The following is a 14,034-nucleotide window of genomic DNA, read 5'->3' as shown; positions in this document are numbered from 1 at the left end:
TTATCAGGGGCTGATGACTCGACCTTGGTGGTCTATCACCGGGCCGCTGAAGTGAGCGCCGCCGGCATCCAGTAACAGTGCGGTGCCGCCGATTTGCAGGATGATGCCCTGCGGGCTGAGGGTCAGTCTGGCGGCGCCGACCTTGACGTCGACCTGTTCGCGAGAAGCGCTGAGCATCGTCGGCCCGTTGACCCAATTGAACGTATGACTGGCGTCGTCATAGTCGCTTTGTGTGCCGTCCTGATGGCGCCGCCGGGTCAAGGAAGGCACAGTGGAAACAGGCGGAAAGCGACTACTGTTGAGGCCGAACAACGCCACAGACTGTGAGCCCCCTTCCCCACCGCCGTAGTTGAGCAGCAGGCATTGCTCGCCCACGGATGGAATACGGGTTTCGGTTTGCGCACCGGCGCTGGGGTTGAAAAAGCGGATGGCCGGCGTAAGCAACTCGCCGTGGCTGACCCTGCAGGTATTGCTGGCGGCATCGACCTGTTGGCAAACGCCAATGCGGCAGAAGCTTTCAGCGCGCCGGTAAAGGTCTTCGAGTTGGGCCTCCATTTCCGCCAGGCGCTCGACAATCGGTCCCAGTTGCATGCGTAACAGCGCGTCGAACATGGGCTACTCCGCCAGTGGCTTGTATTGATCGGGATCATTGATGTCCAAGACGTCCCAGGTAGAGGCAAACAGCGGTTGGCCTGTAGGATCCTCGAGCAACACGGGTCCGAGGTAGAGGGTTTGAGTGAAGGACACTGTCCAGGTGTCGTAGTCCGTTGCTGCGGTCGCACGCCCAGAGGGAGCGGCGACGATATTGGTTGGCAAATCGCACTGGGACTGGGGCAGGCTCCAACGGTTGTCCAGCACCAGGTCCATCAACTGGCTGGCCAGGTCGCAGGCATCGAACGGCAAGGCGCCAGGGGCAACCATGACGGTGAGCGAAATGGCCAGGGCATGGGCCTTGCGGCCTTCGCGAGAGCGAATGCCAGGGCCATTGCCTTCAACGGTGACCATCACGCCGGTTTTTTCTGCGTCGCTCTGGAAGTCCTGGTGGCTGCCGACCCTGAGGTCGGGGAAGGCAACATGCAGCGCCACGCCGATAGCCTGGGGGAGTTGGGATGGCTTTTCGATAAGGGTCATTTGAGTAGCGTCCTTGCGGTTACTGCGGGTCCTGACGGGAACCTTCATTGATCCCGATGCGCTTGGCCGCCCAGCGCTCATAAAGGCCGATGGCCACGTCGGCACCGGCCATGGCGGTCAGGCAACCAATGGCGCCGGCGGTCCAGATCGACATACCGGCGGCGTAGCACAGCATCAGGGCCGAAACCCCGCAGACCATGCACGCCCCGGAGCGGAGCGCCAGGCGCCGAATCAGCGACCAGCCGCGGGCGCCCTCCTTGTCGGCGCGCCACATTTCGCCGGACACCCCGCCGATCAACGCCAAGATAATCACCAGCCAGATAGGCATTTCCGCTAACGCTTGTTGTTCGTTTGTCATGTCACGCCTCCTGGCTGAGCACTGATAGTCCGTTTTTCACTTACACATACTTCGATAGGTAGGCATTCCAAAAAGCCCGGTTGCCCAGGCTTTTCAGTAATGCTGCCTGCGGACTTTCGGCGCTACTGGCGCGGTACGGTCCTTTCCTCAATGTTTTTCCGACCACGATCCCTGTCTGCCGGATAACTGCTTCTGGTGCTTTACGCTGCACACCCGGGTCAGTTGCCAACCCTCTGAACCGTTAAGGCCGGTTCATCGCTGCCTGTTTTTGAAGCGTTACCACTAAAGAGCGTCGGCATCCTTGCCGGTGTTGCCTGGCATCCTTGCCATCGCTTCGATGGCGTCCTTGCCGGTGTTACGTGCCTTCCTTGTCTTCCTTGGCAGCATCCTTGCCGCCTCCACCAGGCCTTGTTGGCTGGCTTGAGATGGAGAATATGCATGTATGCATATACAGTCAATGCATAAATGCATTTATTTTTGCCGGAAGAATGCGCTCATGCATGAAAAGCCTGACGGGCAGAGGGTTTGCCGGTTTTCTGCAGACGAAAAAAAGCCCGCTCGTTGGCGGGCTTTGTCTTACGTAAGTAGGTCAGCGGGCATACATGCCCCACCAGAACACATGGCCGAGGATGCTGATCTGCTCATCCTGGATATCCTGGAAGCTGTAGTCCTCGTCCGGATGCTCGTCACGATTGAAACTGCGCAGACGAATCCCGGACGGCAGGCGGTAGAGCTGTTTCACCCGCAGCTGGCCATTATGATTGATGGCGTACAGGTCACCATCGACAATGTCGCCAATCCCGCTCTTGCCGGCATTCACCCCCACCGTCGCGCCATCGCGCAGCACCGGCAACATGCTGTTGCCACGTACCGTCACGCATTTGGCCTGGTCGAACTGCACGCCGTTATGCCGCAGGCTGCGCTTTCCAAAGCGCAGGCTGGCCTTCTCGCTTTCCTCGATGACGAATCTTCCTGATCCAGCAGCCAATTCAACCTCACGCAGAAAGGGGATCGACACCTCGTCATCATTAACGGGGGTGTCGTCGTCCCACAGGCTTATGTCCTTGAGTTCCGAATGCATCGGGTCACGCCCGTCATCACGCAAGGTGCCTACCGCTGCGCGTCCGCGCAGGTGGTCGGTGCTGACGCGGAAGTATTCGGCGATGCGTGAGATGTGTTTGTCCGACGGATCAACGATCTTGCCGCTGAGGATCCGGGACAGGGTGGACTGAGGCACGCCAGTGCGCCGATGAAGCTCCGTGGGGGAGATTCGGTCGCGATCCAGCAGCTCTTTCAAGACGATAGAAACGTTGCGTTTTTGCATAACCGGAATAGTGACGAGAGTTTTTGCGGATGGCAAATGCTAATTTGCATATTTATGCATTAAACAAGCTGATTAGGCGAATCTGAAACAAAATACTGTATATACGAACAGTCAAACAGCCTCTATCATTCCGTGCGACTTCATATACTCGCAGGCGACCGGATGTAAAAAGGGCGCAGATTGACAGCCGCCCTTGCTTATCGACAATTCAGGGCCTATGTATAAACTCTGTAACAACCTAGCCAGCAACGACGGAGGTGCTCATGGCTTATTCAGCTCTAGCTGTCGCTAACGCCTTCATTGAACGCGCGAAGGAAGGCAAGCTTTCAGGCCTGACGCCGATGAAGCTGCAAAAGCTGCTGTTCTATACCCAGTCCTGGCATCTGCGCGAGCGGGATCAACCGCTTATGGATGACCACTTTGCCCGCTGGCAATATGGCCCGGTCATTCCGTCGCTTTACCATGAGTTGAAGTCCTACGGTAATCGCCCGGTGACGTCGCTGCTCAGCAACCTGAAGCCCGACGCCGAAGACATTGTCTTCGTTACACCGAGGGTTCCTGAGAGCGATACCTACACCCATCGTTTGATTGACCGGATCATTAATAAATACGGCAAATGGTCCGGCACTCAACTGTCCAACCTTTCCCACGAGGACGGCACAGCCTGGGCCCTCAAGGGCGCCGACGGCTCCGCCATTGACTGGGAAGACATGGCAGCACTTATCCACCCAAAGAGCCGCATCCGTGAGTGAAGAACTCGACAACCTGGAACTCACCCTGCCCCCCGTGGCAGGGCCTGACCAGGACTCCCAAGCCGGTGGCGAGCAAGCCATAGGCACCGACGATGAAAGAAACCAGAATCTGAAAGACCAGAAAGCCGAAAGGCAGCTGCGCAAGAAATATGCGGGGCGCGCCTTTTGGTTTGCTGCCTGCGGAGTGATCTTCTGGGCGGTCCTCCTCGTGTGGAATGGCTGGTCGACGTATTACTCCGGTAAAGCGCCGTTCTCGGATAACGTGTTAATGGCCATCACCACCGCAACTTCGATCAATCTGTTTGCGGCTTTCCTGGGTGTTATCAGAGGTTTGTTTCCTGCCAGCGGTCGCAGGGCAAAGTAAAGCCTCTACAGACGGCACTTCGTGCACCTTTAATGCATAGCCGCTTTTCTTCCCGCGTATTACCTGGCCTTTTGCAAACTGCGAACCCCCGACCTCGCGTGTTAACCTTGCCGCCATCGCAAAAAATGCTGGGCCAAGCGCGCCCTTTGCCCCATCACTTTCAACGAATTTGCCTATTACCCAATGAGTAAAAACGCCTCCGATCTATCCTCCCATACCCCCATGATGCAGCAGTACTGGCGCCTGAAGAACCAGCACCCTGATCAGTTGATGTTCTATCGCATGGGCGACTTCTACGAGATCTTCTATGAGGATGCGAAGAAGGCCGCCAAGTTGTTGGATATCACCCTGACCGCGCGCGGGCAATCGGCGGGACAGTCGATTCCGATGTGTGGGATTCCTTACCATTCGTTGGAAGGTTACTTGGTCAAGCTGGTGAAGCTGGGCGAGTCGGTGGTGATCTGTGAGCAGATCGGCGATCCGGCGACCAGCAAGGGGCCGGTGGAACGCCAGGTGGTGCGCATTATTACGCCGGGGACGGTGAGTGATGAGGCGCTGCTGGATGAGCGGCGCGATAACTTGATCGCGGCTGTCCTGGGTGATGAGCGTTTGTTCGGCCTGTCGGTACTGGATATCACCAGCGGCAATTTCAGTGTGCTGGAGATTAAGGGCTGGGAGAACCTGCTGGCGGAGCTGGAACGTATCAACCCGGTGGAGTTGTTGATTCCGGACGATTGGCCCAAGGACCTGCCGGCGGAGAAGCGCCGTGGGACCAAGCGGCGCGCACCGTGGGATTTCGAGCGAGATTCGGCGCTTAAAAGCCTGTGTCAGCAATTCTCCGTGCAGGACCTCAAAGGCTTCGGTTGCGAAACCTTGACCCTGGCCATCGGCGCCGCCGGCTGCCTGCTCAGCTATGCCAAAGAAACCCAGCGCACGGCCCTGCCGCACTTGCGCAGCCTGCGGCATGAGCGTCTGGACGATACCGTGGTACTCGATGGCGCCAGCCGTCGCAACCTGGAACTGGATACCAACTTGTCGGGCGGGCGTGACAATACGCTGCAATCGGTGGTCGACCGCTGCCAGACCGCCATGGGCAGCCGCTTGCTGACCCGCTGGCTGAACCGCCCGCTGCGGGATTTGAGCGTGCTTCAAGCGCGTCAGTCTTCCATTACCTGCCTGCTGGACGGCTATCGCTTTGAAAAGCTGCAGCCGCAACTCAAAGAAATTGGCGATATAGAGCGCATCCTGGCGCGAATCGGCCTACGCAACGCGCGTCCACGTGACTTGGCGCGCCTGCGCGATGCCCTCGGTGCCCTGCCGCAATTGCAGGCGGCGATGACCGAGCTGGACACTGCGCACCTGCAACAGTTGGCCGTCACCGCTGGCACTTATCCGGATCTCGCGGCCCTGCTGGAAAAGGCCATTATTGACAACCCGCCGGCGATCATCCGGGATGGCGGTGTTCTGAAGACGGGTTACGACAGTGAACTGGATGAGCTGCAATCGCTGAGCGAAAACGCCGGGCAGTTCCTGATTGACCTGGAGGCGCGCGAAAAAGCCCGCACCGGGCTGGCTAATCTGAAGGTCGGTTACAACCGGGTGCACGGCTATTTTATCGAGTTGCCGAGCAAGCAGGCCGAGTCGGCGCCTATCGATTATCAACGTCGCCAGACCCTCAAGGGTGCCGAACGCTTTATCACTCCAGAGCTTAAAGCCTTCGAAGACAAGGCGCTGTCAGCCAAAAGCCGCGCCCTGGCGCGGGAAAAAATGCTCTATGAAGCCTTGCTCGAAGACTTGATCGGCCGCCTGGCGCCGCTACAAGACACCGCAGCCGCCCTGGCGGAGCTGGATGTGCTGAGCAACCTCGCGGAGCGTGCGCTGAACCTGGATTTGAACTGCCCACGGTTTGTCAGCGAACCGTGCATGCGTATCGTGCAAGGGCGCCATCCGGTGGTCGAGCAGGTGCTGACCACGCCGTTCGTCGCCAACGACCTGTCGCTGGACGACGATACCCGCATGCTGGTGATTACCGGTCCGAACATGGGTGGTAAATCCACCTACATGCGCCAGACCGCATTGATCGTGCTGCTGGCCCACATCGGCAGCTTCGTGCCGGCGGCCAGTTGCGAGCTGTCTCTGGTGGACCGGATTTTCACCCGGATAGGTTCCAGTGATGACCTGGCCGGTGGGCGCTCGACGTTCATGGTGGAAATGAGCGAGACCGCCAACATTCTGCATAACGCCACCGAGCGTAGCCTGGTGCTGATGGACGAAGTCGGGCGCGGCACCAGCACATTCGACGGCCTGTCGCTGGCATGGGCCGCGGCTGAACGTCTGGCTCACCTGCGCGCGTACACATTGTTTGCTACCCACTACTTCGAACTGACCGTGTTACCGGAAAGCGAGCCGCTGGTAGCCAACGTGCACCTCAATGCCACCGAGCACAACGAGCGCATCGTGTTCCTGCACCATGTGCTGCCGGGCCCGGCGAGCCAGAGTTATGGCTTGGCGGTCGCACAATTGGCCGGTGTGCCCAATGATGTGATCACCCGCGCCCGCGAGCACCTCAGCCGCCTCGAAACCACGGCCCTGCCCCATGAAACGGTCGTCGCCAGCCCAGCCAAGGCCAGCAAGAAATCCGCCGTGCCGCATCAGAGCGATATGTTCGCCAGCCTGCCCCATCCGGTACTCGATGAGTTGGCTAAGCTCGACGTGGATGACTTGACCCCACGCAAAGCGCTCGAAATGTTATATGCACTGAAGACTCGGATATAACGCTGACGCTTGCAAGCTGGTAGACTCTCGCGCGGTTTGGGATGCTGCGGGCTATGAGCCTGGCCTGCAGACTATCGCTCCCGAACCTCGCGAGCCCTGCCACACAGGGTTTCGCTGCCGCCGCCTGAGGAGAAAATTAGAAATGACCTTCGTCGTCACCGACAACTGCATCAAGTGCAAGTACACCGACTGCGTAGAAGTGTGTCCGGTGGACTGCTTCTACGAAGGCCCGAATTTCCTGGTCATCCACCCGGACGAGTGCATTGACTGCGCCCTGTGTGAACCAGAATGCCCGGCCGTTGCGATTTTCTCCGAGGACGAAGTCCCGGCAGAGATGCAGGAATTTATTCAGTTGAACGTCGAGCTGGCAGAGATTTGGCCGAACATCACTGAACGCAAAGATCCGATGCCCGATGCAGCGGAGTGGGACGGCAAAAAAGGTAAGATTGCACAGCTCGAACGCTGATAGCGTCACCGCCCCAAAAGGCCCCTTGCGGGCCTTTTTGCGTTTCTACGTGGCCGGTTTCACTTTTCTACAGGCGAAAAAAGGGGCGGTATGACCCGCCCACATTTTTTCCCTAGTCCCTGTATTCCTTTTCATCGTCCTGATGAATCGCATCCTGCGACATTCCTTCAAACCATCATTCTTTGATGGTCGTGCCAATCCGTGGACACAGGGCTGATGTTAGAGAATCCAAAAATAAGTTCAACGGGATCCAACTCGGCAACTGCAGGGCGTAGGCGTTCAATCACGGATTAATAACTGTTTTATTTCAATCAGTTAGAAACATCGCTCACAGATTCGAGACGCTCACACCCTGTAAAAAAACCGAATACCTACAAAAAAGTAAGCGAATGCTTACACAGGTTACTGCGGAAAAAGCGTAACGAGCTGACAGGGTAACGTTCCTACGCAAGGTTCAGTCGTCGCTGACCGTGATCGTCGGCATCGCTGGAGCAACCGCTTCCTGCAGCACTATCCGCGCGCCCACATGGCGGGCCAACTCCTGGTAGACCATGGCAATCTGACCATCGGGCTCGGCAGCCACAGTGGGCTTGCCGCCGTCGGCCTGTTCACGAATGGCCATCGACAGCGGCAACGAGGCCAGCAGTTCGACGCCATATTGAGTCGCCAGCTTCTCGCCACCACCCTCACCGAACAGATGCTCGGCATGGCCGCAGTTGGAGCAGATGTGGACGGCCATGTTTTCCACCACACCCAGCACCGGAATGTTGACCTTGCGGAACATTTCCACGCCTTTCTTCGCGTCCAGCAACGCCAGGTCCTGAGGCGTGGTGACGATCACCGAGCCGGCCACCGGGACTTTCTGCGCCAGCGTCAGCTGGATATCGCCGGTACCGGGCGGCATGTCGATCACCAGGTAGTCCAGATCGCCCCAGGCGGTCTGGGTGACCAGTTGCAGCAACGCACCGGAGACCATCGGCCCGCGCCAGACCATCGGCGTGTTGTCATCGGTCAGGAAAGCCATGGACATGACCTCCACGCCCAGGGACTCGATCGGCACAAACCATTTCTGGTCCTTGACCTTCGGCCGTGTGCCCTCGGTGATGCCGAACATCACACCTTGGCTTGGACCATAGATATCGGCGTCGAGGATGCCCACGCGGGCGCCTTCGCGGGCCAGGGCCAGAGCCAGGTTGGCGGCGGTGGTGGATTTGCCCACACCGCCCTTGCCCGACGCCACGGCGATCACATTCTTGACATTGGCCAGGCCAGGGATCTGCGCCTGGGCCTTGTGTGGCGCGATCACGCACTGGATATCGACCTTGGCCGAGCGCACGCCATCGAGGCCTTCGATGGCTATTTGCAACATCTGCGCCCATCCGCTTTTGAACAGGCCAGCGGCATAGCCCAGCTCCAACTGGACCGATACCTGGTCACCCTGGACCTCAATAGCCCGTACACAGCCGGCACTGACCGGGTCCTGGTTCAAATAGGGGTCGGTGTACTGGCGAAGAACGGCTTCCACCGCTGCGCGATTGACGGCGCTCATGGGCAACTCCCGAAAAAAGACTGACTGAAACAGGCGGCTATCCTAACCGTTCCAGGCCGCCAGCGGCATGCTTTCGCAGGGATGGAAAATTCTGAAACAGCACCACGGGGTGAAATAAATTTCCCGGCGCTTTATAGTGGCCGACCTCCGTTTCATCAAGTAGCCGAGCCCCATGTCCGAGCCACGCAAGATCCTCGTCACCAGCGCCCTGCCCTATGCCAATGGTTCCATCCATCTTGGCCATATGCTTGAGTACATCCAGACCGATATGTGGGTGCGCTTCCAGAAGCATCGCGGCAATCAATGCATTTACGTCTGCGCGGACGACGCCCACGGTTCGGCCATCATGTTGCGCGCCGAAAAGGAAGGCATCACCCCGGAACAACTGATCGCCAATGTGCAGGCTGAACACAGCGCCGACTTTGCCGAGTTCCTGGTGGATTTCGACAACTTCCATTCGACCCACTCCGACGAAAATCGTGAGCTTTCGAGCCAGATCTATTTGCGATTGAAGGAAGCCGGGCACATCGACCAGCGGTCGGTCACCCAGTACTTCGATCCGGAAAAGAAAATGTTCCTGGCCGACCGCTTCATCAAGGGCACCTGCCCGAAATGCGGCACTGCAGACCAGTACGGCGACAACTGTGAAAAATGCGGCGCGACTTATGCCCCGACTGACTTGAAGGATCCGAAGTCGGCCATCTCCGGCGCCACCCCGGTGCTCAAGGATTCCCAGCACTTCTTCTTCAAGCTTCCGGATTTCCAGCAGATGCTGCAAACCTGGACGCGCAGCGGCACCCTGCAGGACGCCGTGGCCAACAAGCTCGCCGAATGGCTCGACAGCGGCTTACAGCAGTGGGACATCTCCCGCGATGCGCCGTACTTCGGCTTTGAAATCCCGGGCGAGCCGGGCAAATACTTCTACGTGTGGCTGGATGCGCCGATCGGCTACATGGCCAGCTTCAAGAACCTCTGCGACCGCACGCCAGAGCTGGACTTCGATGCGTTCTGGGGCAAGGACTCCACCGCCGAGCTGTACCACTTCATCGGCAAGGACATCGTCAACTTCCACGCACTGTTCTGGCCGGCGATGCTCGAAGGTTCGGGCTTCCGCAAGCCGACCGGCATTGCCGTGCACGGCTACCTGACGGTGAACGGGCAGAAGATGTCCAAGTCCCGTGGCACCTTTATCAAGGCGCGCACCTACCTGGACCACCTGTCGCCGGAGTATCTGCGTTACTACTATGCATCCAAGCTGGGCCGTGGCGTCGACGACCTCGACCTGAACCTGGAAGACTTCGTCCAGAAGGTCAACTCGGACCTGGTCGGCAAGGTCGTCAATATCGCCAGCCGTTGTGCCGGGTTCATCCATAAGGGAAATGCGGGGGTACTGGTCGCTGAAAATGCCGCTCCGGAACTGACCGATGCGTTCCTGGCCGCCGCGCCGAGCATCGCCGACGCCTATGAAGCCCGTGACTTTGCCCGTGCAATGCGCGAAATTATGGGCCTGGCTGACCGTGCCAATGCCTGGATTGCGGACAAGGCACCCTGGTCGCTGAACAAGCAGGAAGGCAAAGAGGCCGAGGTTCAGGCGATCTGCGCCACCGGCATCAACCTGTTCCGTCAGTTGGTGATCTTGCTCAAGCCGGTGCTGCCGCTGCTGGCCGCCGACGCAGAAGCGTTCCTCAACGTCGCGCCACTGACCTGGAATGACCACGCCACGCTGCTCAGCAACCATCAGTTGAACGCGTTCAAGCCCCTGATGACCCGCATCGACCCGGTGAAAGTCCAGGCCATGACCGACGCTTCGAAAGAAGACCTGGTCGCCAGCCAGACGGATACAGGCTCGACTGCGCCCGCAGGTAACGGCGAGCTGGCCAAGGACCCTATTTCCGATGAAATCGAGTTCGACACCTTTGCCGCCGTGGACCTGCGCGTTGCACTGATCGTCAAGGCCGAAGCCGTGGAAGGTGCCGACAAGCTGCTGCGCCTGACCCTGGATTTGGGCGGCGAGCGACGCAATGTGTTCTCCGGCATCAAGAGCGCTTACCCTGACCCGTCCGAGCTCGATGGCCGCCTGACCATGATGGTCGCCAACCTCAAGCCACGGAAAATGAAGTTCGGCATATCTGAAGGCATGGTGATGGCGGCTGGCCCTGGCGGCGAAGAAATCTACCTGCTGAGCCCGGACAGCGGCGCCAAGCCGGGTCAACGCATCAAGTAACCCCTGCAAGATGCCCTGGCGCTTCGGCGCCGGGGCTTTTCAGCCTGCCTGCACCGGTGGGCCTGGCGTCAACGCTATGATCAAAGCATGAACCTCATTCAACGTATCGACGCGCTGCTACCGCAGACTCAATGCGGCAAGTGCGGGCACCCGGGCTGCAAGCCTTACGCCGAAGGCATCGCCAACGGCGAGGCAATCAACAAGTGCCCACCCGGAGGCCAGGAAACCATCGCCGGGCTCGCGCAATTGCTGCGTGTGCCAGTGCTGGCCCTGGATACCAGCCGTGGAGACGCGCCGGCGCAGATCGCCTATATCCGTGAGGCCGAATGCATCGGTTGCACCAAATGCATCCAGGCTTGCCCGGTGGACGCCATCGTGGGCGCCGCCAAGTTGATGCATACGGTAATTATCGACGAGTGCACCGGTTGCGACCTGTGTGTAGCGCCCTGCCCTGTCGACTGCATCGAGCTGCGCCCACTCGCTGACGTCTTGCCTATCGTAGGCGGCCTGGCGGGCAGCGATCACGAACGGCACGAACGTGGCCTCAAACGCGACCGCGCTCGGCGGCGTTTCGAACAGCGCAACGCGCGCCTGCAACGTGAGGAAGCCTGCAAGCTCGCCGAGCGCCTGGCGCGGGCCAAGCGCACGGCCCCGGTGGCCGCGGCACAAGCCGATCCCCATCAGGCCGCTCAGGATGCCGCGATCAAGCAAGCCAAAATCAATCTCGCCATGAGCCGTGCTCAACTGCACAAGTCCCTGAAAGCGTTTGGGCATCCGCCGACCTTTGAGCAGCAGTCGCAATTGATTGTCCTGCAAAGGCAGTTCGAAGCCTCGGAGCAGGCGCTTGCCGCGCTGGAAGGCAACAGCCCGCCAACGCTGCCGACCACCCAGGGCCCTGAGCTCAAACGCGCCAAGATTCAACTGGCGATGCGCCGGGCCGAGTTGAAAAAGGCCCAGGCTCAACAGGCTGATGAACAACAACTGGCCAGCCTGAGCGCCGCGCTGAACGCCGCCGAGCAGACGCTGCATGATGCCGAGGCCGACGCCACCGGCAACACCTGACCCACAGCTGATGCTGCACTGTGTATTGCTACAATCCCGTCGACCGCCTGCAAGGAAACGTCCGCCCCTATGAACGCTGCAAAACGCCTGGAAATTTTCCGCAGGTTTCACGAAGACAATCCGGAACCTAAGACTGAGCTGGCGTACTCCTCGCCGTTCGAGCTGTTGATCGCGGTGATCCTGTCGGCCCAATCCACCGACGTTGGCGTCAACAAGGCCACGGCCAAGCTATTCCCTGTGGCCAATACGCCAGAGGCTATTTATGCCTTGGGTGTGGAGGGATTATCGGAGTACATCAAGACCATCGGCTTGTACAACAGCAAGGCCAAGAACGTGATCGAAACGTGCCGCCTGCTCATGGAGCTACACGCCAGCGAAGTGCCGCAAACCCGGGAAGCCCTGGAAGCGCTGCCCGGAGTCGGGCGCAAGACCGCTAACGTGGTGCTCAACACCGCGTTCCGTCAACTCACCATGGCGGTGGACACCCATATTTTTCGCGTCAGCAACCGAACCGGCATCGCTCGCGGCAAGAATGTGGTCGAGGTCGAAAAACAACTGATGAAATTCGTGCCCAAGCCTTATCTGCTCGATTCACACCATTGGCTGATTCTTCACGGGCGCTATGTTTGCCAGGCGCGCAAGCCTCGATGTGGCAGCTGCAGGATCGAAGATTTATGCGAATACAAGCACAAGACATCCGACGATTGAGGGTTCCGGGGTTTTCTCTATCCATCGATTGAAAAAATCTTTTTTACCCGTTCGTGGATTATCGCTATAAGGGGCGCCAACGGCAGTCTTAGCCTGGAGTGAACCTATGAGCACTGGCAAAGAACAAATCGAAGTTGATGACGACCTGGTGGAGTTGGAAGACGATGAGGCGCCAGCGCCCGTCGCAGAGGTAGCCAAGACCAATTTGAGCAAACGCCGGACTATCGACAATCTTCTGGAAGAGCGACGCTTGCAGAAACAATTGGCCGATTACGACTTCGATCTTTGACCCTCTGGCAGACGGTCGGAAGCCTCCCTGACGGAGGCTTTTTTGTGCCGGTTGTTACAGGAACGTCAGAGCGGCGGAGCGCCCTGCTCACACCAAGCCATTGCGTTGGGCCAGTTCTATCAAGTCGACCAGGGAGCGGGCATTGAGCTTCAATAACAGGCGCGTCTTGTAGGTGCTGACGGTCTTGTTGCTGAGGAACATGCCATCGGCGATTTCCTTATTGGTTTTGCCACGGGCCAGTTGCTGGAGCACCATCATTTCCCGCCCCGACAAACGTTCAACCATGTCAGCTTCACTGGTGTTGCCCATCGTGGAGCGTACCGAATTGAGCGCCTGGTTCGGGAAATAGCTGTAGCCGGAAAGCACTGCCTTGATGGCGCTCAGCAACTCGGTCAAGTCCTGCTGCTTGCACACGTAGCCGGCAGCCCCGGCCTGCATGCAGCGCATGGAAAAATGACCAGGTGCCTGGGACGTCAGCACCAGTACCTTGAACGATACGGCTTGCTTGGTTGAAGCTAACCGACAAATAACTTCAAGGCCATCGAGCTTGGGTATTCCAATATCCAGTATGACAATGTCCGGCATATGTTCCCGCGCAAGTTGTAACGCATCGACACCGTTATCAGTCTCGGCAACGACCTCATAACCATGACGCTCCATTAGCATGCGCACAGCAAGCCGAATGACGGGATGATCATCCACGATCAGCACTTTATTCATGAGAAAGTCCAATTTCGCTGTTCGAATTATTTAGAGAAAGCACAATAGCCTAGTCATCTGCTAGTTGGCATAGCGTCCCCCCCCGAGCAACAGTAGGCAGAGACCCAACCCACAGCAAAATAGGAATTAACCTACAAAAATTCGCCAACTTTGAGGTATTCGGCTTTATGGAGCCTTTCAGACCTTTCCCTGCTCGTACATATTTTGAGTGAAATATCCTCATCCCCGTGCGTACGCGGTAAACGTGGCGCACACGTCTTTCAGGAAATGCCCCTTGTATGACGCCGCAACGTAAACGAAGGGCTAAAAAAA

At 58.4% G+C, this 14,034-nt stretch carries 14 protein-coding genes; 8 read left to right on the top strand and 6 right to left on the bottom strand.

The features are described from left to right. Positions 1–3: 3 nt before the first annotated feature. The 4 genes from C4J90_RS05765 to C4J90_RS05750 all read right to left on the bottom strand — a co-directional run bounded on the left by C4J90_RS05765 (position 4) and on the right by C4J90_RS05750 (position 2,813). Entirely contained in the window at positions 4–612 is a 609-nt protein-coding gene (locus C4J90_RS05765) for a phage baseplate assembly protein V (protein WP_124419395.1), read from the bottom strand. A gap of 3 nt (positions 613–615) precedes the next feature. Continuing rightward, positions 616–1,131 (bottom strand): hypothetical protein, encoded by a 516-nt coding sequence (locus C4J90_RS05760; RefSeq protein ID WP_124419394.1) that lies wholly within the window; start codon positions 1,129–1,131, stop codon positions 616–618. A 19-nt stretch (positions 1,132–1,150) separates the two neighbouring features. After that, on the bottom strand, positions 1,151–1,489 hold the full coding sequence (locus C4J90_RS05755; RefSeq protein WP_124357270.1) for a phage holin family protein: 339 nt from the start codon (positions 1,487–1,489) through the stop codon (positions 1,151–1,153). 589 nt (positions 1,490–2,078) lie between these two features. Beyond that, on the bottom strand, positions 2,079–2,813 hold the full coding sequence (locus C4J90_RS05750) for an XRE family transcriptional regulator (protein ID WP_124361528.1): 735 nt from the start codon (positions 2,811–2,813) through the stop codon (positions 2,079–2,081). A gap of 263 nt (positions 2,814–3,076) precedes the next feature. Here C4J90_RS05750 and C4J90_RS05745 point away from each other — a divergent pair, with 263 nt between their 5' ends. The 4 genes from C4J90_RS05745 to fdxA all read left to right on the top strand — a co-directional run bounded on the left by C4J90_RS05745 (position 3,077) and on the right by fdxA (position 7,170). Beyond that, entirely contained in the window at positions 3,077–3,565 is a 489-nt protein-coding gene (locus C4J90_RS05745) for a Panacea domain-containing protein (RefSeq protein ID WP_065951834.1), read from the top strand. Next, positions 3,558–3,929 (top strand): hypothetical protein, encoded by a 372-nt coding sequence (locus C4J90_RS05740; protein WP_124361526.1) that lies wholly within the window; start codon positions 3,558–3,560, stop codon positions 3,927–3,929. Before C4J90_RS05745 ends, C4J90_RS05740 begins: the two co-directional genes overlap by 8 nt. A gap of 183 nt (positions 3,930–4,112) precedes the next feature. Further along, positions 4,113–6,704 carry a DNA mismatch repair protein MutS gene (gene mutS / locus C4J90_RS05735; RefSeq protein WP_124369820.1) on the top strand — a complete coding sequence of 864 codons (2,592 nt, stop codon included), beginning with the start codon at positions 4,113–4,115 and terminating at the stop codon, positions 6,702–6,704. A gap of 142 nt (positions 6,705–6,846) precedes the next feature. Beyond that, a complete protein-coding gene (gene fdxA / locus C4J90_RS05730; RefSeq protein ID WP_124361524.1) occupies positions 6,847–7,170 on the top strand; it encodes a ferredoxin FdxA in 324 nt (107 codons plus the stop codon). 454 nt (positions 7,171–7,624) lie between these two features. On the opposite strand, the gene apbC is transcribed toward fdxA, so the two are convergent. Beyond that, positions 7,625–8,719 (bottom strand): iron-sulfur cluster carrier protein ApbC, encoded by a 1,095-nt coding sequence (gene apbC / locus C4J90_RS05725; protein ID WP_124419393.1) that lies wholly within the window; start codon positions 8,717–8,719, stop codon positions 7,625–7,627. Between the two features lie 172 nt (positions 8,720–8,891). Between apbC and metG the strand changes: the two genes are divergently transcribed. The 4 genes from metG to C4J90_RS05705 all read left to right on the top strand — a co-directional run bounded on the left by metG (position 8,892) and on the right by C4J90_RS05705 (position 13,002). Next, complete coding sequence (metG, locus tag C4J90_RS05720) at positions 8,892–10,943, top strand: methionine--tRNA ligase (RefSeq protein WP_124413972.1); 2,052 nt, start codon at positions 8,892–8,894, stop codon at positions 10,941–10,943. 87 nt (positions 10,944–11,030) lie between these two features. Next, a complete protein-coding gene (gene rsxB / locus C4J90_RS05715) occupies positions 11,031–12,005 on the top strand; it encodes an electron transport complex subunit RsxB (protein WP_124419392.1) in 975 nt (324 codons plus the stop codon). A 69-nt stretch (positions 12,006–12,074) separates the two neighbouring features. Continuing rightward, on the top strand, positions 12,075–12,713 hold the full coding sequence (gene nth, locus C4J90_RS05710) for an endonuclease III (RefSeq protein WP_124361520.1): 639 nt from the start codon (positions 12,075–12,077) through the stop codon (positions 12,711–12,713). Between the two features lie 106 nt (positions 12,714–12,819). After that, a complete protein-coding gene (locus C4J90_RS05705) occupies positions 12,820–13,002 on the top strand; it encodes a PA3496 family putative envelope integrity protein (RefSeq protein WP_124361519.1) in 183 nt (60 codons plus the stop codon). Between the two features lie 87 nt (positions 13,003–13,089). On the opposite strand, the gene C4J90_RS05700 is transcribed toward C4J90_RS05705, so the two are convergent. Further along, complete coding sequence (locus C4J90_RS05700) at positions 13,090–13,722, bottom strand: response regulator transcription factor (RefSeq protein ID WP_124361518.1); 633 nt, start codon at positions 13,720–13,722, stop codon at positions 13,090–13,092. Positions 13,723–14,034 lie beyond the last annotated feature (312 nt).

The sequence above is a fragment of the Pseudomonas sp. R2-60-08W genome, assembly GCF_003852335.1.
Lineage (GTDB): Bacteria > Pseudomonadota > Gammaproteobacteria > Pseudomonadales > Pseudomonadaceae > Aquipseudomonas.
The sequence above is the reverse complement of the archived record's forward strand: the minus strand, read 5'-3'. Positions and strand labels throughout refer to the sequence as shown.